We start from the raw sequence: 21352 nt of genomic DNA, 5'->3' as shown, positions 1-21352 counted from the left end.
TTGCCAGTATGTCGAGCCCGGCCATGTCGCTCCATGCCAAACACCCCTCCTTTGCTGCCAAACAGACTCAACCGCTCTGCTCCCCTCTCCCCCACGGAGGCGAGGGGGTAGACAGCGCACAGCGCACCATCGTGGTCCTGGCCTTCGACGCCGCCCTGTTGCTGAACGGCGCCGGCCCCCTGGAAGTATTCGCCGCCGTACCCCGTGTACTCGGCGGCCCATTCGCTAGCCAGTCGCCGTACCGCCTGCTCCTGGCCTCCCCCCAGGGCGGCCTGGTCGCCACCGTTTCCGGCATCGAAGTAATGACCCGTTCACTGGCCGAGCTCGACCAAGACGGCCTGCACATCGACACCCTGCTGGTGGTCGGCGGCCCCGGCATGACCGCGGTCGAAGCCAGTGAACCGGTGTGCGCCTGGCTGCGCCAACGCCAACCCACCATTCGCCGCCTGTGCTCGGTAGGCACCGGCAGTTTTGTTCTGGCCGCCGCCGGGTTGCTCGATGGCCGCAAGGTGGTCACCCACTGGAAGTTTGCTGACGAACTGGAAGCCCACTACCCCGCCGTCACCTGCCAACGGGATGCCTTGTACCTGCATGACGGCAACCTGTGGACATGCGGCGGCGCGGCGGCCGGCATCGACCTGGCGTTGGCCTTGGTCGAGCAAGATCTCGGCCCCCACGCCGCGCTGGCATTGGCGCGCTACTTCACCGTGTTTCTCTGGCGCTCGGCCGAACAGCCGCAGCTCAGCGCTTCGCTGCAAGCGCAGTCCAACGCGCTGCGCACCGACCCGGACGTGCGCATGGCGCGTCTGCATGCCTGGATCGCCGCCAACCTGGACAGCGATTTGCGGGTCGAACGCCTGGCCGAACAATTCGGCATGAGCCCACGGCACTTCGCTCGTGCTTATGTTGCCGCCACCGGCGACACCCCGGCGCAAGCCGTCGAAACCCTGCGCCTGGAAGCCGCCTGCCGCTTGCTGGAAACCACCGGCGAGCCGATCAAGCGCATCGCCGAAACCGTCGGTTTTGGCCGCGAAGAACGCATGCGCCGCGCCTTTCAGAAAGAACTCGGTACCAGCCCGCTGGGCTATCGCACCCAAGCCAAGGCGCCGCAGGTCGGCGTGCCGACCCCCAGCGTCGGGCAGACCGGCTACCGTCAGACCACAACCCTGGGCATCACCCTTGAACGCCTGGCGCAATAACCGATGACGGCCAGCCTGCGTAGCGCCGACCGTCACTCGCGCTTTGCCGCCCTGGCCCTCGGCATGGCCCTGCCCACCGACGTGTTGCTGTACCTGCTGCTGCCCATGTACGCCAGCGACTTTGGACTGAGCCTGGCCGAAGTGGGCGTGTTGCTGGCGGCCAACCGCCTGGTGCGCATCGTCGGATATGGCGCCGTGTCACGCTTCTACGCCCGCCACGGCGACCGCCTGACCTCGACCCTGGCCGTGCTCGCCGCCGGGGTCTGTGCGCTGGGCTACACCTGCCTGTCGGGGGTCTGGATGTTGTTGCCCTTGCGCCTGATGTGGGGCCTGGCATTTGCCGCGTTGAACCTGTCCAGCCAGGTGTTGGCCACCGCCGAACCCTTAGGCGTGGCGCGGCGTTCTGGCCGCGCGCGGGCCTTCACCGCCCTGGGCCCGATGCTGGCCCTGCCGGTCGGCGCCGCCGTGGCCTTGTGGCTCGGCCCGCGACCAATCTTTTTTGCCCTGAGCCTGGTGGCCATCGGCGGCCTGCTGATGGCCCGCCGCCTCCCCATACAGCCCCACGCCCTGACGGCACGGCGCGGCATTCGCCTACCGAGCCGGCTGGACTTCTGGTCATTCCTGGAAGGGCTGACGCTGGATGGTTTGTTCATCATTGGCCTGTCGTACCTGGGCAAAGACCTATTCCCCGGCGGCGCGGTCATGGCAGCGGCCTTGCTGATGGCTCTGCGTTACCTGGGTGAGCTGCTGCTCAGCCCGGTGGGTGGCCACCTGGCGGATAAATACGGCGCACAGAAACTGCTGGTGAGTTTGTCGCTGCTGACGGCGGTGATGCTGGTGGGTTTTGGTGCCGGCTGGTTGTGGAGCTGCGCGGCGGCCATCGTCGTGTTGCGCGCGTTGCAATTGCCGCTGGTGGCGCCGTTGGTGACCCAGCGCAATCCGGGGCCGGAACGGGTGCAGGCATTGGCGGCCAATTCGGTGTGGCGCGATATCGGCGCCGGCGCCGGACCATTGCTGGCCGGCAGCCTGTTGCCGATTGTGCCGAGCGTGTGGATGTACAGCGTCGCGGCGTTGCTGTTGGCGGTGTCGGCCGTGCTGTCGGTGTTGCCTGTGGGTCAAAAACACCACAGCTAAAGCCGCTCCTACGGAATGTGCAATCTCGTAGGAGCGGCTGGTCCGGCGCTCCGGTTAGCCGCTATGCCCTCGACGTTTAAAGCGTGACAAACAACGCCGAGGTCCACACCCGCGACTGATCACGCTGGCGTGCGGTGATAAACAACGGGTGCTCGCGACCGGCCTCCAGCTTCAGGCTATCCACGTCGATCCGCCCCGCTACTTCCCGCGGCAAGGCCTGTTCGGTAATCCGTTCCAGCGACACCTGCAACTCCGCCCCCGCCAGTTTCTCAATCACGGCGCCCTGCTCAAGCAATTGCGCGCCTGACACCTGCACACTTACGGTAGGGGCATGCACATGGGGATGGTGTGACAACGGGTCGCCGACTTTCACGTAGCTGTCCACCCGGCTGTTCAGGCTGATACGCGCTCCGGCCAGTTGCGACAGTTCGATTTCCAGGCTGTCGGTGTCGCCATTGGTGTCGGTGCGAAACGCCAGGGTGGTGGCGTTTTTGCGCCAGACAGTTTGCTCCGGGTGGTCGGCGCCGAGGAACTGGAAGCCGTTGATCACCGCGCCGATGATCTCGATTTCGCCGGTCCAGTAGGCGCCGCGGTATCGGTCTTTGATCCGCGCGCCACCCAAACGTACCCGTACACGACGGCTGGAAAGCCCGGCTTCTTCGTGCAGACTGCGTGACCAGATGCACTGCTCGCCATCGAACAATTCCACCTGCTCCCAGCCGGCATCGCCCAGCAGGCGATAGTCCAGCGTTTGCCCGGCAGCAGCAGGCACCACGTCGCCCATCAGATGCTCACCCTGGCGCAACACGGCAACACTGCGTTCACCCGTGGTGGCGAAGGTGTGTCGGGCGCGCAGGGCTTTGCCCACGCCGGCGCGGTCGAAGGCGTCGGCTATAACGCCGGTCAATCCGCCGCGCGAACCAAATACCGCAGTGGCGGGCACACCGCCGCCACAACGGCCCTGGTGCTCATCGCTGTTGGCCGCCGCGCCCACGCGGTAACCGCGCTGCAAGGCTTCGGCATACACCCAATGGAATTGGCCCCAGGCCGACCCCACTTCAATCAGGCGTTCCAGCTCCGGGTGGTGCCAGTCGAGGTTGCAACGGCGGCCACCGACGTGGGGCATCATCAGGTGCCCTTCGGGGTTCTTGGCGTAAGCCGCGTAGAGTTCGTCCACCGGCCAGGCGCCGGGTTTGATGGTGCCAGCGGTGAATTCATTCCACTCGAAGGAGCGCACCAGGCGGCCTTGGTTGTCGAACGGAAACTCCGGCTTGCCGTCGTGCAGGAACACCACATTGCGGTCGCCGCCCGCGCAGGAATTGCCGCACCACTCGGTGCCGGGATAGCAGACAAAGCGGCCCGCCTCGTTCAACTCGGCGATCAGTTCGACCGCCGCATCCCAACGCTTTTCGGTGATGTTGAAGTCGTTGGCGGTGTAACCCAGCACATCCAGGCCGGCCACATCGCGGCCATAGCTGAGGTTGTAGAGGGTGTCGTTGGTGCCCACGGTGTCATCGGAATGCACATGCAGGTCGGCGTACAGCGGGCGGATGCCAGGCAATGCGTGATCGACATTGATATAGGCCTGCGCCGCTGCAACGCCGGGTTCAGCAGGCTGCACGCTGACCGACCATTCGCCCAATTCTTCCAGCTTCAGCGCCGGCAACCTGGCCACCGCCCAGCCTTCGCCCGCCAGGGTAAACGGCACGCCGAGGCTGCTGCCTTGCGGGCCCTTGAGCAGCACCTTGCCGCTCAGTGGCAGGTTGCGGCAGGTGTTGCCCCAGGCGTCATCCGCACGAATCAGCAGATCGAATGGCTGCGCCTGGCCGACCAGGCGCGGCACGATCACCAGCAAACGCTCAGGCACGCCGGGGACGATATCCAGCAACAGATCGCCCGGCACTTCGGCAAATTTCGAGCTGCCCAGCGGGTCGATAAACAGGCGCAGGCGGAAGTCTTTTTCGACAAAACTCTGCACCCGCGTACCAGCCCCACCCTGCCGGCGATCACCGATGCGGATGATGATGCGGTCGCCGGGGTTGAGGTAGCCGTCGACGATATCGATGAGGATGGCTTTCTGGAACGGCCGCTCGTGGCCCTTCTGGTCAAACCGCACATTCAGTTGCTGCACGGTGGCCGGGCTTTGCCCCGGTGCCAGTTCGCCGGCCTGGTAATCAGCACTGACGTAGTTGGCCGCACGCGGGTCGGAGGTCTGGAACAGCGCCCAGTCGGAATAGAACTTGAACGCCAGCTTGAGCCAGGCACCGTCGGCCAGGCCACTGGCGCCCACCTCGTAGACAAAGGTGATTTCGTCCCACTGGCCGGCCACCAGGGTGTGCCTGTCGCAGCTGATCTGGCCGAGAAATGGCCGCGCCTTGTTGCGCGCATACAGGCCAACGGGGGCGATGTAATGCCCGGCTTCACGGGGGTCGAAGGTCTGGCTCACGGTAGCTCCTCAGCAACTCAAGTAAATAACGCCGCGCCGCCTTTTCAGGCCGCGCGCCAGGACTGGTAGTGCCGCTCGATACGGCGAAACACCAGGCTTTCCATCAACCAGGCGAGCAAGCCGATCAACACAATGCCCAGCAGCACCTGGCTGCTGTTGCCGATCTGGCCGCCCATCGAGACCATCCAGCCGATGCCTTGCGAGGCGCCGATCATTTCCGCCGCCACCAGTGCCCGCCAGCCTTGGCTGAAACCAATGCGCAACGCAGCGGTAAGAAACGGCAGCGACGCTGGAAGGTAGACATAAGCGAGCAATTGCCAGCGGTTGGCGCCCAAGGTGCGTGCCGCGCGCACTTCGCCATCGCGGATGCCCAGCACGCCTTCCTGGATGGTCACCGCCATGGGGAACACCGCCGCGATGAAAATCACCAGGGTGATGGAGAAAAACCCAAAGCCGAAAATGATCAGAATCAGCGGCGCCCAAGCAATCGGTGGAATGGCCATAAACAGGCTGTTGAGCGGCGCAATAAAGTCGCGAAAGTGCCGCCACAGGCCGGCGGCGCCGCCTAGCAGCACCGCGACCACTACTGCACTGAAAAAACCAGCCAGCTCTTCCAGCAAGCTGGCTTGGAACTGCTTCCACAGCGAGCCGTCTTCGATCCATCGCACGGCTTCGGCCGCCACCACCCACGGCTGGGGCAGCACATAGCTGGGAAAACGGCTGGCCAGGGCCACCCACACCAGCAGCAGAAACGGCAGCGAGGCCCAACCCCAATTGGCTTTTGGCAAATGCATGGCGAGACTCAGCGCGAAGCTTTCTGCAGGTACGAGGTGTCGACCAGGTCGTTGAGCGAAACCTGCGCGTGCATGAATTTCAGCTGGTTGGAGTAATCCATCAGGCGCTGAATGAATTGCAGGTCCGAGGCTTCCAGCTCTGCCGACCAACCCAGGCGTTTGCGCGCCTCGGCAATGATGTCTTCACCGGTTGCGGTGCTGCCGTCGGCACGCTGCACGCTTTCCAGCTTGAAGGCCTCGGCAATGATTTTGTTCGCCTCGGCCGGGTGTTCATTGAGAAAGGCAATGGCTTTGCGGTGCGCGCGCAGCAGCTTGACCACATCGTCGGGGCGATCCCGCAGGGTCTCCGGCAAGCCGATCACCACGTACCACGGGTAATGCGGCAAGGCCTGGTTAACGTCCAGCAGCAGGAGCGCCGAACCGCGCAACAGCGCCTGGCTGACAAAGGGTTCCCAGCTGAACGCGGCATCGACAATGCCGCGCTCCAACGCCGCGTTCATGTTGCCCGGTGGCATGTCGACGATTTCCACGTCGGTGTCCGGCTCCAGTTTGGCTTTCTCTTTCAGCACATAACCACGCAGCAGCACGTCCATGCCGCTGCCCTTCTTCACCCCGGCCAGCTTGTGGCCCTTGAGGTCGGCCAGGGTTTTGATCGGGCCGTTGGCGCTGGTGAGTACCGCGGCCTGGCCGTAGTTCACCTTGGCCAGAATCACGCTCTTCAAACCGCGCGCATACCACTGGTACACCGGCGGCGTGCCCACGTAGGCCACGTCCAGTTCATGGGCGGCCAGGGCTTGCTGAATCACCGGGCCATCGCCCAGGGCCTTGAGGTCCACCGCCAGGCCCTCGTCGCGAAAGTAGCCGAGCTTTTCGGCAACAATTACCGGCGCGTTGGCCATCGCCACCACGTAACCGATGCGCAGCGGTTCGGCGGCGCTAGCGCCACCCAGCCAGGAGGTAGCCGCCAGCGCGACCGGCAAGAGCAATGCTTTGATCATGGAATTCTCGTTATCAGGAAAGGGGCTCGAGGAGCGACGACTGCGCCATGACGTCGCCGATGCGTTCCATCAGCTCGTTGCGATAGTCGAGAAAGGCCGGCAAGCGGCGGGTTTCACGGTTGCTCCGGGGGCGTGGCAGGTCGATGGCGAGCTCGCTATGGATGCCCCCGGGAGCGATGTTCAGCACCACCACGCGATCGGCGAGAAACACCGCTTCATCGATGTCATGGGTGATGAACAGGACGGTCTGGCCAAGCTCGGCCCAGAGCCGCAGGGTTTCTTCGTTCATGCTGTTGCGGCTGATGGCGTCCAGGGCGGCAAAGGGCTCGTCCATCAGCAACACCTGCGGCTGCAAGGCCAGGGTGCGGGCCAATGCCACACGCTGCTGCATGCCTCCGGAAAGCTGACGCGGCAGGCGCTCGGCCGCCGCTTCCAGGCCGACCAGGCGCAGGTAGTGCAAGGCCTGTTCGCGCTGCTCGGCGAAGCTTTTGTCTGCCGCCACCCGCAGGCCAAAGCGCACGTTCTCCAGCGCGCTCAACCAGGGAAACAGCTGCGGGCTCTGGAACACATAACCCAGTGCTGGCAGCTCCGGGCGCGTGGCCTGGCCGTCCACCAGCAAGCGCCCGGCCTGCGGCTGCTGAAAGCCGGAAAGCAGGTTGAGCAAGGTGGTTTTGCCACAGCCCGAGGGGCCGAGAATGGCGACAAATTCACCCCGCCGCGCGCTCAGGTTAAGGTTGCTGAACACCACGTGGCCATTGCCATAGGCAAAGTCGACGGCCTCGATGCGCAAGGCATCGGCGGGAGGTACCAGTTGGGTTTGAAAGTGGGACATGGCAAGGGGCGTCAGGTCATTTATACTGTCTGTGGTCGTTATAATACGTATTAATACAAGTTAGCCTAAGACCGAAAACTCATAACCTTAGAATCAGCTCCTCAACCGGACAGCCAAACCGTGACCCTGCAGCGCGAAAGCTCCACCTCTTTGTACGAGCAAATTGCTCAACAACTGCTTACTGAAATTCAGCAAGGCCAGTTCGGCGCGCTGGGCAAACTGCCGTCGGAATCGGAGCTGGTGGAGCGTTTTCAGGTCAGCCGGGTGACCATCCGCCTGGCCCTTGCCAAGCTCGGTGATGACGGTGTGGTGGAACGCAAACAAGGCAAAGGCACCTTCGTCGCCGCCCAACAGGTGCGCCACGACCTGGATGCCCTGCGCAGTTTCCACGACTCCCTGGTGCTGCAAGGGCTCAAGCCGAGCATGAGGATGCTCGGTCAGCAATGCGTCGAGGTGCCCGAAGAACTGGCCGGTTTGTTCAGCGGCCAGTGCGTCAAGGTTGAACGCCTGCACATCGTCGACGACGAACCCATCGCCTTCGCTCGCAGTTACCTCACCGCAGAGCTGGCCGACGTCGACTGGCAGGCCGCCGCCCAGGAGCCGCTGTATTCGGTATTGGAACGGGTCACCGGCAAGCCGGTTAGCCGCGCCGACATGGCCATCCGCGCCCGCGAAGCAGACAAAACCCTGGCCGAGCACCTGGGGGTAAAACGCGGCACTGCGCTGTTGGTGATGCAGCGCACCTCGTGGTTCGACGACCAGCAATGCTGCGACCGCACCACGTTCTATATCCGCCCCGAACGCTACGAATTTGTGTTGAGCGGCGTGTTCAAAACCCGTCAGGCATAAGGCTATTCCCAAACGTTCTGCAAGATTTCAACGTCCCGCGCCACACCCAGTAGACAGCGCTGATTCGCTGCAACTTCTGGGGACCGTGGTATGCAACACACTCACTGGCAACGCCTGCGCGCAGGCCTGGAACAGGACCGCTTCGGTCGGCAGGAATGGCCGACCTGGTTATTGCTGCTTGGCGTGCAAGTGGCCTGGTTCGCGCTGCTCTGGGCCAGCCCGCACTTGGGCAAATGGCCGACCACCGTGCTGCTGATTCCCCTGGTAACCCTGTGGATGTCGGTGCAGCACGAAGTGCTGCATGGCCACCCCACCCGCCTGCCGTGGCTGAACAAAGTGTTGGCCTATGGCCCTTACGCGATCTGGTATCCCTACACGCTGTACCGCGACAGCCACCTGGCGCACCACCGCGACGAAAGCCTGACCCTGCCTGGGGTCGACCCCGAAAGTCGCTACCTGCACCCCGAGCAGTGGCGCGCATTACCCGCCGTTACTCGCGCGCTGCATTGGCTGAATAAAACCGTGATTGGCCGCCTGCTGGTGGGCGCGCCATTGGCCTTGGCGGGTCTGCTGATCAGCGAGGGCCGACGCTTGCTGCGCGGTGAACGTCAGGCGTGGTTGATGTGGAGTTGCCATGGCCTGCTGTGCGCGACGCTGCTGTGTTGGGTGCAGCGCTACAGTGCATTGTCGGCCCTGCACTATGTGGCCTTGGTCAGCGTGCCGGCCTTGGCGCTGAGCATGCTGCGCTCCTTTTACGAACACCGCCCGGCGGCCGAACCGGCGCAACGCAGCGTGCTAAATGAAGCGGGCTGGCCGTGGCGCTGGCTGTTCCTCAATCTCAACCTGCACCTGGTGCACCACGACTTGCCGTGGCTGCCGTGGTATCGGCTACCCTCGGTCTATCGCGCCCGGCGCGAGTATTGGCTGGCACGCAGTGGCGGTTTTCTGGTCCGGGGATACAGCCAGTTGATTCGCCGACACGGCGTACGTCCGGTCGACAACCCGGCCCATCCCCTGGTTAGCCCGCAGGACTATCAGCCATGACACGTGGCTATGCCGAACTGCTGATGTACCCGGCGCCCGAGCCCGTTCGCGAGGCCAGCGAGCGCTGGCTGGCGCGCACCCTGCGACTGCTGGAGGGCGAACGACTGCCGTGGGCCGACACCGATCTGCATGCCCTGTTCCGCTCGCCCAATCTGCTGCTGACGCAAACCTGTGGCTACCCGCTGATGACCCAATTGCGCGGCCAGGTGCGGCTGCTCGGCCGCCCGGATTTCGATCTTCCCCATAGCCATAACGGCGAACATTGCAGCCTGTTACTGGTGCGTGCCGACGAGCCGCGCAACAGTCTGCAAGACATGTGCGGCTGCCGAGGTGCGGCCAATAGCCTGGACTCCAACACCGGCATGAACCTGCTGCGCCACGCCCTAGCGCCCTGGCAGCAAGACGGACGTTTTTTCGCCAGCCTGGCGGTCAGCGGCAGCCACCGACAAAGCCTGGCCTGGCTGCGCGAAGGCCGGGTAGACCTGATCGCCGTGGACAGCGTGACCTTTGCCTACCTGGCCCTCTACGCGCCCGAAGAAGTCGCGGGCGTGCGCATCCTGCAAACCAGCGCTCCGAGCCCCACACTGCCCTATATCAGCGCCGCCGATCAGCAGCAGGTGCAGCGCATTCGGGCAGCCCTCAACCAGGCGCTGCTCGATGAGCCGGAAGTGGCGCAGGTGCTGCGCATTCGCCAGGTGCTGCCGGCCAGCGAGGCGGATTATCAAGTGTTGCTGGATTACCAATGCCAGGCTGCCGAGCACGGTCTCGCCGACTTGCATACGTAGGCACCGTAGCTGCCATCGAATAGACCATAAAAGAATAAATGTAGCTAATAAAGCTATTTTTAAAGAATAAGCGCCCTTGTTAGCATGCCTCCACCGGAACACCGGACTCCCCTGCCTTTTCAGTTTTTTGGAGCCGTCATGTCCGGTGCCGACAAATCCCATGGCCAGTACGTTGGCCTGCTGTTCCGCCAGCATTACGACTGGCTGCAAGGCCGGTTGCGGCGGCATCTGGAGTCACGTGCCAGCGCCGAAGACCTGGCCGCCGAAACCTTTGCGCAGATTCTCGCCAGCCCGGCCCTGGCGCCGATCCGCGAGCCGCGCGCGTTGCTCACCACCATCGCCCGCCGCCTGCTCTACCAGCTGTGGCGCCGCCGCGACCTGGAACGCGCCTACCTCGACAGCCTCGACCCTGACGCCGCCGACGAGCGCTCACCAGAACAACTCGCCGAGCTGCTGGAAGCGCTGCAGCGCATCGACCAGTTGCTCGACGGCCTGCCGGCCAAGGTCAAAGCGACCTTTCTGCTGTCGCAGGTGGACGGCCTCACCTACCCGGAAATCGCCGTGGCCCTGGGCATCTCCCAGCGCTCGGTAAGTGACTACATGGGCAAGGCCCTGCAACGTTGCCTGCGGCTGAGCCTGCCATGAGCCGCGACGACAACCGCCTGATCGAACAGGCCAGCGACTGGCTGGTGCTGCTGCGCTCGGGCACTGCCAGCCACGACGATCTGCAAGCCTTCGCCGCCTGGCGCGCCCGCGACGTGCGCCACCAACAGCTGTGGGACAACCTGGAAAAAAATCTCGACGTATTTCGCGTGCCCAGCGCCCAGGGCCTGCGTGGCGAACAAGTACAGCGCACCCTCAACGCCGCTGGTACTAGCCGTCGGCAACTGCTGCGCGGTGCCCTGGTGGGCGCCGGAGTCGCCATTGGCGTCGGCCTGTTGACCAACCGCCGCTGGCCGCTGGATGAACTCAGCGCCGATATCGCTACCGCCACCGGCCAACGCCAACGGCTCACTCTCGATGACGGCAGTGAACTGGTGCTGAACGCACGCAGCGCGGTGGACATCGACTTCACCCCGCAACGCCGCCTGCTGCGCCTGCGCAGCGGCGAGTTGCAAGTGCGGGTCGCCGACGACAGCCGGCCGCTGCTGGTGAGCAGCGCGTTCGGCCAACTCAGCAGCCGTGGCGGGCGCCTGCAACTGCGGGTCGGCGAGCTCAGTGGCGTGGTGGCAGCGTTGGATGGAGCGCTGGAATTGACCAGTTTTTCCGGCGCGCAAGGTTACCTCGCCAGCCGCCAGCAACTGAGTTTCGACGCCTATCGCTTCAGCCCCGCTACGCCGTTGCAAGGCGGTGAAGGTGCCTGGGTGGATGGCCTGTTGGAAGTGCGCAACCAGACCCTGGGCGAGGTGCTCGATGCCCTGCGGCCCTATCGCAGTGGGCTGCTGCGGGTAGACCCGGCAGTAGCCAGCTTGCGGGTCAGCGGCTTGTATCGGCTGGATGACAGCGATCAGGTGCTCGACACCCTGGCGCGCACCCTGCCGATTCGCATCGCTCGGCGCAGTGATCTGTGGGTGAACGTTGGGCCGGTTTGATCTGCGTTGAAAACCAAAAGTCCACGTTCTAACGACATAACCAAACGATCTGCAAGTTTCCGGCATGCCGAAGCACATCCCTGACGTAAGCGCTGCAAGGAGCGGCGTCGATAAAAAATTGGGGGGAAGTTATGTCGCGTCAATCGGTGTTCACCCGTACGGCATCAGCGTTGGCCTTTGGCTCGCTGACCGCGCTGTTTATCGGTTCGGCCCTGGCCGCTGGGCCGGCGCAAAGCTATCACCTGGCACCCGGTCCATTGGATGAAGTGCTGCTGTCGATCAGCCGCCAGAGCGGCCAGGTGATTTCCTTCACTCCGGATCTCGGCCGTTATTCCTCGGCCGCCGTCGAAGGCAACTACGACCCACAACAAGCCGTAGACGCGGCACTGGCTGGCACCGGCCTGCAGCTGCAGGTTAGCGATGACGGCGCCTTTGTGATTCGCCAAACCGCCAAACGCCAGGCCAGCCAACGCGCCAACGGCGCAGCCGTGGACAGCAACATTCCGACCCTCGATCGCGTGGTCGCCATTGGCACCCGTCGCCAGGACGCCACCGCCCTGACCAGCAGCGCGCCAGTGGATGTGATCGATGCCAAAGAGCTGGTCCAGACCGGCGCCACCAGCCTCAACCAGGCGTTGTTCCAACTGGTGCCCTCGTTCAACTTCCCGCAGAACCAGAGCGCCACCCGTGGCCAGGATCCCAAAGGCGCCTCCTTGCGCGGGCTGTCGCCGGACCAGACCCTGGTGCTGATCAATGGCAAACGCCGGCACGCCTCGGCAGTGGTGAATATCTCCGGCGGCGTGCCGTTCATTGGCGCGCAATCGGTGGACCTGGACATGATCCCCCTCAGCGCCATCGACCATGTCGAAGTGCTGCGCGACGGCGCCTCGGCGCAATACGGTTCGGATGCCGTCGCCGGGGTGCTCAACATCGTACTCAAAGAGCGGGACAGGGGCGGCCAGGCCAACGCGCAACTGGGCAAATACAGCCAGGGCGATGGCTTTAGCAAGTCCGCCGATGGCTGGTATGGCCTCGGGTTGCCGGGCGATGGTTTCCTCACCCTGAGCTTCAACGGCCTGAACAACAAACCCGATGACATTGGCGAGGACTACTACGCCAACGGCGAGCACCAGGCCCCCCGTTGGGGCGGCGCCAGCCGAGAGAAATACAACCTGGCGGCCAACGCCGAAATCGGCCTGAGCGACGCCTGGCGTCTGTACAGCTTCGCCACCTACGGTCGCGATACCTCGTACAACAACACCCCGCCACTGCTGGCCGACAGCCCCAACAACGTGCCGCAAATCTACCCCAACGGCACGATTCCGCAGTACCGCTACCACTACGAAGACGCCGCGCTGACCGCCGGTTCGCGTTATGAAGACGAGAGCCTCGGCCGCTTCGACCTGTCCGCCACCTACGGCCGCGACAAACACACCGAGCGCGCTTCGGACACCGTCAACCCCAGCTACGGCGTGGCCAGCCCGACCCGTTTCGACGTGGCCACGCTGATCAACGAACAGACCAACATCAACCTCGACTACGGCCGCGACATCGACGTCGACTGGGCCTTCAAACCGCTGACCCTGTCCGCAGGTTTAGCCTGGCGCGACGAGCGCTACCGCCTGCAGGAAGGCGACTTCGCCTCGTACTCCTACGGCGGTATCGATGGCGTGGCGGTCGGCGCGGTGCAAGCGTCCGGGCTGATGCCGGATGACGCCGCCACCTATACCCGCGAGGTCGGCGGCTTCTACGTCGGCCTGGAAAACCAGCTTACCGAACGTTTCCAATTCGGCCTGGCGGCGCGCACCGAGCACTACTCCGACTTTGGCGACACCACCACCGGCAAGCTCTCGGCCCGTTATGAACTGACCCCCGAAGTGGGCCTGCGCGCCACCGTCAACAACGCTTATCGCGCGCCAACCCTGGGCCAGATCGGCACGTCCTGGACCACCACCACCAACGTCGATGCCAGCGGCAACCCGGTACTCACCCGCATGCTGCCGGTCGATAACCCCGCCGCCCGCGCCCTGGGCGCCGAGAAGCTGAAACCAGAGAAATCCAACAACTACTCCCTGGGCCTGGTGTGGCGCCCGAGTGAACACGCCTCGTTGACCGTCGACGCCTACCAGATCGACATCCACGACCGCATCCTCTACAGCGGCGGCATCTACGGCCCCGAAGCCGAGGCCATTCTCACCGCCGCCGGTTACGGCCAATACAGCTGGGCGCAGTTCATGACCAATGCCGCCGACACGCAAACCCGTGGCGTCGACATCGTCGGCAAATACAACCTTGAACTGGCCGAATACGGCAAATTGGCACTGTCCGCCGGCTACACCAAAACCCGCACCACGGTTGAAAAAATCCACGAAAACCGCAACGGCTTCACCACCGTCACCCGCGAGTCCGAAGGCTACCTGGAACACGGCTACCCCGAAGACAAACTGATCCTGGGCGCCGTCCACAGCATTGGCGCCTGGACCATCAGCCTGTACCAAACCCGCTTCGGCGAATACCGCAAATACGCCGCCTCCGAAGCTGCCGCGCAATACGACCAAACCTTTTCCGCGCAATGGATCACCGATCTGGACCTGAACTACGCCTTCAGCAAAGCGCTCAAAGTCTCGGTCGGTGCCAACAACCTGTTCGACAGCAAACCGGACGACTACAACGACCAACTGCGCCAGACGCCTTCACAGCAATACAGCTTCCTGTCACCGGCAGCGCCAGAAGGCACGTTCTACTACAGCAAAGTGACCTACGATTTCTGACGGAGCGAAAGGATCAAAAGCATCGCGGCTGAAGCCGCTCCTACAGGAGCCTGCGTTTGAGCTTGTGATCTACCGCTTTTGATCCACCCGCCCCTTGAGCGCAGGCCGAGCGGAGTCGTCGTGGAAGGGGTTGAGCGGCAGGAGCCGCGAAAGGCAAAGACGGGCCATGGATGGCCGCGTTTTGCCGGCCCCTGGAGCGGCGACGTAGGGAGGGGACCTGGAGCGCAGCGGAAGGCCAAGGTGGGGGCGAGACTTTTTGGTTTCTTTTGTGTCGACTGACAAAAGAAACTCGCGCGTAAGGCGCGAAACAAAACGATCAGCCAACACGGTAATAAAAAAGAAAACCGATCACCAAACAATCGCAAAGGTGCGCACAGCACACCCTACAAAAACGGAACCGCGGAAAGGACAAATCAATGCAGACACTTACCCGCTGGCTAAGCACCGCAGCCCTAACGCTGACACTGGCCATCCCCGGCGCAAACGCCGCCGACCCAAAACCCATCCACTTCGGCGACATCACCTGGGAAAGCGGCAGCCTGATCACCGAGGTCCTACGCCTCATCGTAGAAAAAGGTTACGGCTACCCCACCGACACCCTCCCCGGCAGCACCGTCAGCCTGGAAGCGGCCCTGGCCCGCAACGACATCCAGGTCATCGGCGAAGAATGGGCCGGCCGCAGCCCTGCCTGGGTCAAAGCCGAAGCAGAAGGCAAAGTCTTCGGCCTCGGTGACATCGTCAAAAACGCCGACGAAGGCTGGTGGGTCCCTGACTACGTCATCCACGGCGACCCGGCCAAAGGCATCAAACCAGTGGCCCCGGACCTGCGTTCAGTCAGCGACCTGCCCAAATACGCCGAGGTCTTCCGCGACGCCGAACAACCGGAAAAAGGCCGCTTCCTCAACAGCCCGGCCGGCTGGACCTCGGAAGTGGTCAACACGCAAAAACTCAAAGCCTATGGCCTCACCGACAGCTACGTGAACTTCCGTACCGGCTCGGGCGCCGCGCTGGATGCGGAGATCACCTCGTCGATCCGCCGCGGCAAACCGGTGCTGTTCTATTACTGGTCGCCCACCCCGTTGATGGGCCGCTACAAACTGGTTCGCCTGGAAGAGCCGGCGTTCGATGCCGATGCCTGGAAAACCCTGGCCGATAGCAAAAACCCCAACCCGCGTGGCAGCCGCTCGCTGGCAGCGCGTTTGTCGATCGGCGTGTCGGCGCCCTTCCATCAGCAATACCCGGAGCTGGTGGCGCTGTTTGAAAAAGTCGACTTCCCCATCGACCTGCTCAACACCACCCTGGCAAAAATGAGCGAAAACCACCAAGCGCCACGCGAGGCAGCCAAGCAGTTCCTCAAGGCCAACCCCCAGGTGTGGCAAGCCTGGGTGACTGACGAGGTGCGCAGTAAGGTCGAGGCGGCCCTGTGAGTTCGAGCTTTCCCGATAGCCTGCACCACTCCATCGCCGAGCCGGTGAACCGCCTGGTCGACAGCCTGGTGCTCAACTACGGCGACCATTTGCGCCAGCTCTCCGACACCCTGCTGCAGGTGGTCATCCTGCTGGAAAGCGGCCTGCGTGCGCTGCCCTGGTGGCTGCTGCTGATTCTGCTCGGGGCGCTGGCCTGGCACGCCGGGCGCAGTTGGAAGCGCGCCCTGGCACTGGTAGTGCTGATGTTCCTGATCGGCGTGGTCGGCCTGTGGGACAAGCTGCTGCAAACCTGCGCCTTGGTATTGGTGGCCACCGGCTTGTGTGTGCTGCTCGGTGTGCCACTTGGCGTGCTGCTGGCCTACCGGCCGACCGCGCGCCGGCTGCTGATGCCGGTGCTGGATGTGATGCAGACCTTGCCCAGCTTCGTGTACCTGATCCCGGTGTTGATGCTGTTCGGCCTGGGCAAGATGCCGGCGATTTTCGCCACCCTGATTTACGCCCTGCCGCCGCTGGTGCGCCTCACCGACCTGGGCTTGCGCCAAGTCGACCCGTCGGTGCGCGAAGCCGCGCGCTGCCTGGGTGCCAACCGCTGGCAGGTGCTGCGCAATGTCGAGTTGCCACTGGCCCTGCCCAGCATCATGGCCGGTTTGAACCAGACGGTGATGATGGCCCTGTCGATGGTGGTGGTGGCCTCGATGATTGGCGCGCGTGGCCTGGGTGAGGATGTGCTGGTGGGCATCCAGACCCTGGATGTCGGGCGTGGCGTCGAGGCCGGTCTGGCCATCGTCGCCCTCGCGGTGATCATCGACCGGGTCACGCAGGACTATGGCCGGCGCAGCTCCAGGGAGTAAGCCCGCCTCATGCGGGAAAATGGCGATTGGCGACCCGCGCCAAGCCGAGATTTTCCCGCAGGGTGCGGCCTTCGTACTGCTGGCGAAACAGCCCCTGGCGTTGCAGTTCCGGCACCACCAGCCCGATAAAATCATCCACCCCACCCGGCAAATGGGTGAAGAGGATATTGAAGCCATCGGCCGCGCCTTCGTGGTACCAGCACGCTAGTTCGTCGACGATCTGCGTGGGCGTGCCGACTAGCACGCGATGGCCGCCCGCGCCCAGCGTGCGCAGCAGTTGGCCGACGTTTGGCTGCTCGCGGCGAATCAGTTCAACCACCAGCTGCTGACGGCTTTTATGCCGTTCGGTGCTCGGCACCTCGGCCGGCAGCGGCACCGGTGCGTCCAGCGCCAAGGTGCTGAGGTCGATGCCCAGGTCGAGCAAAAAACTCAGCTGTTTTAGCGCCGCACGCGGGTCGACCAGTTCGAGCAATTGCTGGTGTTTTTCTTGCGCCTCGCTGGCGCTGCGGCCAACGATGGGCGATACGCCGGGGAAGATCTTCAGGCTGTTTTCCGCTCTCCCATAAGCCGCCAGGCGCTGCTGCAAGTCGGCGTAAAACGCCTGCGCCTCGCCGAGGGTTTGCTGCGCGGTAAATACCAGTTCGGCACCACGCGCCGCCAGCTCGCGACCGGCTTCGGAGGAGCCGGCCTGGGCAATCACCGGCCAGCCCTGCACCGGCCGCGGCGCATTCAGCGGGCCTTGCACCTGGAAGTGCGGGCCGCGGTGGTTGAGCACGTGCATGCGCTCGACATCCAGCCAGGCGCCGCTGCTTTTATCCAGGGGAAAGGCATCGTCGGCCCAGCTGTCCCACAGGCCGGTCACCACTTGCAGAAACTCTTCGGCACGCTGGTAACGCTCGGCATGGGCCAGGGGTTGCTCGTGGTTGAAGTTTTCGCCGCCGACCAGCGCGGTCACCAGATTCCAGCCGGCACGGCCGTTGGACAGTTGGTCCAGCGAGGCGAAGCTGCGCGCCAGGTTGTAGGGCTGGTTGTAGCTGGTGTTGGCGGTGGCGATCAGGCCGATATGGCGGGTCACCATGGCCAGCGCCGGCAGCAGAATCAGCGGGTCCCAGCGCAGGCTGTACGGCCCACGTGCCAGGGCTTCGGCGGCCAGTTCACCAACGCTGACGTTGTCATTCAGAAACAGCGCATCGAAGCAGCCGCGCTCCAGGGTTTGCGCGTAGTGCTGGTAGCGTTGCACGTTGAGCGAGGCATCGGCATCCGCCTGCGGGTGGCGCCAGGCGCCGGTGTGGGCGCCGGAGCCAGATAAAAACGCACCCAGGCGCAAGCGCCCATCGGCATTAGCCATGGGCGTGCTCCGCGCTTTCCACCGCTTGGTTTTGTCGGCGCAACAGCAGCAACACGCTGGCCAACGCACTCGCCAACACCAGGGCGAGGAACACCATCACCGCCTGGTAGCCGTGTAGAAACGCCTGCTGCACCCAGCCCTGGAGAAGCTCCGGCGCCTGCCCCAGGTGCTGGCTCAACAAAACCACGCCCTGCTCCGGCTGCGCCACGGCGGCGTCCACCCAGCTGGCCGTGCCGGCACCACTGGTTTGCGCCAGATCCGCGGCAGCAAAGCGGCGGTACAGGCCTACGCCAATCGCCAGGCCCAGGCCGCCACCGATGTTGTGCAAGGTCATCAGCGAGCCCATGGCCACTGAACTGATCTGTGCGGGCACCGAGGTCATGCCCAGCACCGTCGATGGCCCGAGAATGCACGCCCAACCGAGGCCCATCAGGCCGAAGGCACCGAGCAGGTAGGCCAGCGAGGTATGGGTGTCGAAGCCGGCTTGCAGCACGGCGGACAGCACGAACAACGCCAGCCCGGCCTGGATCAATAAACCCGGGCCTTTGCGGTCGACCAGGCGGCCGACCACCGGCGACAACACCGCCACTCCAAGAGTGGTTGGCAGCAGCAACAGGCCGCTGGTTTGCACGCTGTCGCCACGAATCAGCGCCAGGTACAGCGGCATCACAAAAAACGCCAGGCAATAGAACACCGCCAGGGAAAAGCTGGCGACCACCGCCGCGACAAAGCGCCGATTGGCAAACAGCGCCAGGTCGACAATCGGTGCCGTTACCCGTCGTTCCACCTGAATAAACGCCGCCAGTGCCAACACCGCCACCGCCAGCAAACCCAAGCTGTACGCCGACGCCCAACCCCAGGCGCCGCCCTGCACGATCAGCAATACCAGGCTCGGCAAACCGATCAGCAACAGCAATGCACCCCAGCCATCCAGGCCTTGTTGCTCGCCGCGTGACTCGTCCACCGCCAGGCTGCAGATTGCCAGGCTGAGCAGAACAAACGGCACGTTGAGGAGAAAAATCCATTGCCAGCCAAACGCGCTGGCGATCACCCCGCCGAGCACCGGGCCGCTGGCCAGGCCCACGCCGTTGACGCTGAACAGCACGCCAAACGCGCGGCCCTGCTCGTGGGCAGGAAAGGCGTTGGCGACGATGGCGCCCGAGGCGGTGTACAGCACCGCACAGGCCAGGCCTTGCGCCACACGCGCGGCGATCAGCAAGTCGATGCCACGGGCCAACCCTGCGGCCAGCGAGGCCAGGCCGAACACGCTCAGGCCGATAAACAGCACCCGCTTGCGCCCATATAAATCGGCCAGCCGACCGACCAGCACCATAAAACTCGACAGCGCCAGAATGAAGCCATTGATCACCCACTGCAGGCTGTCCACGGAAGTTCCGAGATCGGCCTGCAAGGCCGGCAATGCGGTGTTGACGATGGTGAAATCGACGCAGCCGAGAAAGCTGGCAATGCTGACGCCAAACAAGGCCCACCATTTGCGTTGCTGTTGCGCAAAAACGCCCATGGACTACTCCTGAATAAACCGAAAAAACGGGCGGCACGGCCACCCGCACAGGGACAAAACAGTTAAACCGCCACCGCCGTGTGCGACCACGCCGGGTGCACCACACCGGGCAAGCTGAACGGAATCGGGATGCCGCGTTTCTTGAATTTCAGCGGCAGCCAATGCACCCGCTCAGGCGCCACCGGCTCGATCAGCAACGCGCGGGCAGTGGCCATGGCATGGGTCATCTGCTGCGGGTAAATGATGAAGTCGTAGCCCTGCTCGGCCCACAGCGGCAGGATGATCGGGATTTCTTCGAGGATGTATTCGCGGCACTGGCGGCGGCCTGCTGGGTGTCGGCTGCCGGGTCACGCAGCAACAGGCGCTCGATGAACACACCGATGGTGGTGTCGATGGCGTCGCGCAGCGGGCTGTTCGGCTCGGCGTACACCTCGTTGACTTGCTGGCGCAGCGCCGCATAACGGTCGGAAGCCAGCTCTTCGTTCCAGCGGCTGATGGTCACCTTGGCTTCCAGGCCGTCGAGGTATTTACGGTTGCGCTTGATCCAGGCATCGCCATCACGAATCGCCGCCGACAGCGCCAGACCCGGCGCCTTGCCGTGTTTGTTGTGGCGTTGCAGGGTGTCGGCCACCACCACTTTCACCTCGCTGAAACCGGACTTGTTGATCAGGTGCACGGTGGAGCTGAGCTTTTGCTCTTCGTGGTATTCCTGGCCGACGCTGACTGCCAGTACGCAGCGCTTGCCGGTGAAATCCAGCTCTTCGCCACCCTTGTTGAAATAGGCTTTGAGGTTGATCGCTTCTACGTCGCTCATGGTCGTTAGCTCCAATAGGCCAAAGGTTGGTCGTCGCCGAAATAGCCGATGAACACGCCGAGGGTTACCCGCGTGCTGGTGGCCGACGGCCGCACGGCATGGATCAGCCGCGGGTTGAGCAGAATCAGGTCGCCGGGCTCGGGTTTGATGACGAAATCCGGCGGTGGCAGCAGGTCGCGCTCGATGCCATAGGCGCGGGTGCCGCGCAGGCGTTCGTACTGCGCTTCGTCCGGCTCGATGCCCCAGATTTCCAGCTCGCCGCCGTCCTCGGGAATTTCCAGGTAGATGTTGGTCGACAGCTGGGTGAGCAGACGCGGCTCGTGGTCAGTCGGCGCGTTGCGTTCGAGGTTGTCGGTGTGCGGCGTCAGGTCGACGCCACTGCCTTGAAAACGGGCGATGCCGACAAAGCATTTTTCGCCGTTCACATCCAGCAGCCGCGCGCCCTTTGGCCACACCTCGTCGAGCAACAGGCGCAGCTCATCGATGGGCGAAGCCAACGGGCGGAAGGTGTTGCGGATCTTGCGAATATTGCTCAGCGCCTGGGCGTGGTACTCCTGGCGACTTTGCTCGTCGCCGATCTCGATATAGGCCTTGCCCAGGCGGTTGAATTCCTGTTGCTCGCTGAAGGTGCCACGCAGCTCATGGCGTGGCAGCCGTTCGCGGGCGAGTTGCACGGTGTCCGGTGGGCAGAAGCCCTTGAGACGAACCCCGTAAGAGCGTTTGTGCAACACATCGGCGATGTGCCCGGGTTGTAGCTGATCGGCAGTAAGGGTGGTGAACATACAGACTCCTGAACGTCCCTGGATGGAATGGATGGTCGACCAACAGCGGGTTGCGTCACGGGCAACTCAGGTCTTGCGGGCAGTGCTTCCTGTAGGAGCGGCCGGTCCGGTTGGCCGCGATTGGCGGACCTGGAAACGGCGTACCCGCGCAAAGAGCATCGCGG

General features: G+C 63.8%; 19 protein-coding genes. 10 read left to right on the top strand and 9 right to left on the bottom strand.

Features of this window, described 5'->3' with window-relative positions; genetic code table 11:
* Positions 1 to 23: 23 nt before the first annotated feature.
* The gene (locus C8K61_RS03200) at positions 24 to 1199 is read left to right on the top strand and encodes a GlxA family transcriptional regulator (RefSeq protein ID WP_108094716.1); all 1176 of its coding nucleotides are present in this window, start codon (positions 24 to 26) and stop codon (positions 1197 to 1199) included.
* A gap of 3 nt (positions 1200 to 1202) precedes the next feature.
* A complete protein-coding gene (locus C8K61_RS03195) occupies positions 1203 to 2333 on the top strand; it encodes an MFS transporter (RefSeq protein ID WP_108094715.1) in 1131 nt (376 codons plus the stop codon).
* Positions 2334 to 2409: 76 nt separating this feature from the next.
* Here C8K61_RS03195 and C8K61_RS03190 read toward each other — a convergent pair whose 3' ends face one another.
* The 4 genes from C8K61_RS03190 to C8K61_RS03175 are packed head-to-tail and all read right to left on the bottom strand — an operon-like array spanning position 2410 to position 7403.
* The gene (locus tag C8K61_RS03190; RefSeq protein ID WP_108094714.1) at positions 2410 to 4779 is read right to left on the bottom strand and encodes a hypothetical protein; all 2370 of its coding nucleotides are present in this window, start codon (positions 4777 to 4779) and stop codon (positions 2410 to 2412) included.
* Between the two features lie 44 nt (positions 4780 to 4823).
* Complete coding sequence (locus C8K61_RS03185) at positions 4824 to 5573, bottom strand: ABC transporter permease (protein ID WP_108094713.1); 750 nt, start codon at positions 5571 to 5573, stop codon at positions 4824 to 4826.
* Between the two features lie 8 nt (positions 5574 to 5581).
* Positions 5582 to 6571, bottom strand: a complete 990-nt coding sequence (locus C8K61_RS03180) for an ABC transporter substrate-binding protein (protein WP_108094712.1) — start codon at positions 6569 to 6571, stop codon at positions 5582 to 5584.
* Between the two features lie 13 nt (positions 6572 to 6584).
* Positions 6585 to 7403, bottom strand: a complete 819-nt coding sequence (locus C8K61_RS03175) for an ABC transporter ATP-binding protein (RefSeq protein ID WP_108094711.1) — start codon at positions 7401 to 7403, stop codon at positions 6585 to 6587.
* A gap of 120 nt (positions 7404 to 7523) precedes the next feature.
* Here C8K61_RS03175 and C8K61_RS03170 point away from each other — a divergent pair, with 120 nt between their 5' ends.
* The 8 genes from C8K61_RS03170 to C8K61_RS03135 all read left to right on the top strand — a co-directional run bounded on the left by C8K61_RS03170 (position 7524) and on the right by C8K61_RS03135 (position 16722).
* A complete protein-coding gene (locus C8K61_RS03170; RefSeq protein ID WP_108094710.1) occupies positions 7524 to 8252 on the top strand; it encodes a GntR family transcriptional regulator in 729 nt (242 codons plus the stop codon).
* A gap of 90 nt (positions 8253 to 8342) precedes the next feature.
* Positions 8343 to 9296: a fatty acid desaturase gene (locus C8K61_RS03165; protein WP_108094709.1), complete on the top strand. Its 954-nt coding sequence runs from the start codon at positions 8343 to 8345 to the stop codon at positions 9294 to 9296.
* Positions 9293 to 10081, top strand: a complete 789-nt coding sequence (locus C8K61_RS03160) for a phosphate/phosphite/phosphonate ABC transporter substrate-binding protein (protein WP_108094708.1) — start codon at positions 9293 to 9295, stop codon at positions 10079 to 10081. Before C8K61_RS03165 ends, C8K61_RS03160 begins: the two co-directional genes overlap by 4 nt.
* 138 nt (positions 10082 to 10219) lie before the next feature.
* The gene (locus C8K61_RS03155; RefSeq protein WP_108094707.1) at positions 10220 to 10726 is read left to right on the top strand and encodes a sigma-70 family RNA polymerase sigma factor; all 507 of its coding nucleotides are present in this window, start codon (positions 10220 to 10222) and stop codon (positions 10724 to 10726) included.
* A complete protein-coding gene (locus tag C8K61_RS03150) occupies positions 10723 to 11673 on the top strand; it encodes a FecR domain-containing protein (protein WP_108094706.1) in 951 nt (316 codons plus the stop codon). Before C8K61_RS03155 ends, C8K61_RS03150 begins: the two co-directional genes overlap by 4 nt.
* A 131-nt stretch (positions 11674 to 11804) precedes the next feature.
* A complete protein-coding gene (locus C8K61_RS03145) occupies positions 11805 to 14444 on the top strand; it encodes a TonB-dependent receptor (protein ID WP_108094705.1) in 2640 nt (879 codons plus the stop codon).
* A gap of 416 nt (positions 14445 to 14860) precedes the next feature.
* Complete coding sequence (locus C8K61_RS03140; RefSeq protein ID WP_108094704.1) at positions 14861 to 15871, top strand: ABC transporter substrate-binding protein; 1011 nt, start codon at positions 14861 to 14863, stop codon at positions 15869 to 15871.
* Positions 15868 to 16722, top strand: coding sequence for a proline/glycine betaine ABC transporter permease (locus C8K61_RS03135; RefSeq protein ID WP_108094703.1), 855 nt, complete (start codon positions 15868 to 15870; stop codon positions 16720 to 16722). The genes C8K61_RS03140 and C8K61_RS03135 overlap by 4 nt, the downstream gene beginning before the upstream one ends.
* Before the next feature lie 7 nt (positions 16723 to 16729).
* On the opposite strand, the gene C8K61_RS03130 is transcribed toward C8K61_RS03135, so the two are convergent.
* The 5 genes from C8K61_RS03130 to C8K61_RS03115 form a co-directional block, all read right to left on the bottom strand.
* On the bottom strand, positions 16730 to 18070 hold the full coding sequence (locus C8K61_RS03130; protein ID WP_178086413.1) for an LLM class flavin-dependent oxidoreductase: 1341 nt from the start codon (positions 18068 to 18070) through the stop codon (positions 16730 to 16732).
* Positions 18063 to 19592: an MFS transporter gene (locus tag C8K61_RS03125; protein WP_108094702.1), complete on the bottom strand. Its 1530-nt coding sequence runs from the start codon at positions 19590 to 19592 to the stop codon at positions 18063 to 18065. Before C8K61_RS03125 ends, C8K61_RS03130 begins: the two co-directional genes overlap by 8 nt.
* A gap of 62 nt (positions 19593 to 19654) precedes the next feature.
* A complete protein-coding gene (locus C8K61_RS26915) occupies positions 19655 to 19807 on the bottom strand; it encodes a hypothetical protein (protein WP_256589352.1) in 153 nt (50 codons plus the stop codon).
* Between the two features lie 8 nt (positions 19808 to 19815).
* On the bottom strand, positions 19816 to 20406 hold the full coding sequence (locus C8K61_RS03120) for a hypothetical protein (protein WP_178086412.1): 591 nt from the start codon (positions 20404 to 20406) through the stop codon (positions 19816 to 19818).
* A 5-nt stretch (positions 20407 to 20411) separates the two neighbouring features.
* Positions 20412 to 21188 (bottom strand): 2OG-Fe(II) oxygenase, encoded by a 777-nt coding sequence (locus C8K61_RS03115; protein ID WP_108094701.1) that lies wholly within the window; start codon positions 21186 to 21188, stop codon positions 20412 to 20414.
* Between the last annotated feature and the right edge of the window lie 164 nt (positions 21189 to 21352).

The organism is Pseudomonas sp. GV071, assembly GCF_003050835.1.
In the GTDB taxonomy this organism is placed as follows: Bacteria; Pseudomonadota; Gammaproteobacteria; order Pseudomonadales; family Pseudomonadaceae; genus Aquipseudomonas.
Note: the sequence above shows the minus strand (reverse complement) of the source record. Positions and strands in the feature narration are given on the sequence as shown.

Bases quoted from the DNA above. Each gene is read 5' to 3' on its own strand.
- C8K61_RS03200 (WP_108094716.1), top strand. From the start codon at position 24: ATGTCGCTCCATGCCAAACACCCCTCCTTTGCTGCCAAACAGACTCAA.
- C8K61_RS03195 (WP_108094715.1), top strand. From the start codon at position 1,203: ATGACGGCCAGCCTGCGTAGCGCCGACCGTCACTCGCGCTTTGCCGCC.
- C8K61_RS03185 (WP_108094713.1), bottom strand. From the start codon at position 5,573: ATGCATTTGCCAAAAGCCAATTGGGGTTGGGCCTCGCTGCCGTTTCTG.
- C8K61_RS03180 (WP_108094712.1), bottom strand. From the start codon at position 6,571: ATGATCAAAGCATTGCTCTTGCCGGTCGCGCTGGCGGCTACCTCCTGG.
- C8K61_RS03175 (WP_108094711.1), bottom strand. From the start codon at position 7,403: ATGTCCCACTTTCAAACCCAACTGGTACCTCCCGCCGATGCCTTGCGC.
- C8K61_RS03165 (WP_108094709.1), top strand. From the start codon at position 8,343: ATGCAACACACTCACTGGCAACGCCTGCGCGCAGGCCTGGAACAGGAC.
- C8K61_RS03160 (WP_108094708.1), top strand. From the start codon at position 9,293: ATGACACGTGGCTATGCCGAACTGCTGATGTACCCGGCGCCCGAGCCC.
- C8K61_RS03155 (WP_108094707.1), top strand. From the start codon at position 10,220: ATGTCCGGTGCCGACAAATCCCATGGCCAGTACGTTGGCCTGCTGTTC.
- C8K61_RS03150 (WP_108094706.1), top strand. From the start codon at position 10,723: ATGAGCCGCGACGACAACCGCCTGATCGAACAGGCCAGCGACTGGCTG.
- C8K61_RS03145 (WP_108094705.1), top strand. From the start codon at position 11,805: ATGTCGCGTCAATCGGTGTTCACCCGTACGGCATCAGCGTTGGCCTTT.
- C8K61_RS03140 (WP_108094704.1), top strand. From the start codon at position 14,861: ATGCAGACACTTACCCGCTGGCTAAGCACCGCAGCCCTAACGCTGACA.
- C8K61_RS03130 (WP_178086413.1), bottom strand. From the start codon at position 18,070: ATGGCTAATGCCGATGGGCGCTTGCGCCTGGGTGCGTTTTTATCTGGC.
- C8K61_RS03125 (WP_108094702.1), bottom strand. From the start codon at position 19,592: ATGGGCGTTTTTGCGCAACAGCAACGCAAATGGTGGGCCTTGTTTGGC.
- C8K61_RS26915 (WP_256589352.1), bottom strand. From the start codon at position 19,807: ATGGCCACTGCCCGCGCGTTGCTGATCGAGCCGGTGGCGCCTGAGCGG.
- C8K61_RS03120 (WP_178086412.1), bottom strand. From the start codon at position 20,406: ATGAGCGACGTAGAAGCGATCAACCTCAAAGCCTATTTCAACAAGGGT.
- C8K61_RS03115 (WP_108094701.1), bottom strand. From the start codon at position 21,188: ATGTTCACCACCCTTACTGCCGATCAGCTACAACCCGGGCACATCGCC.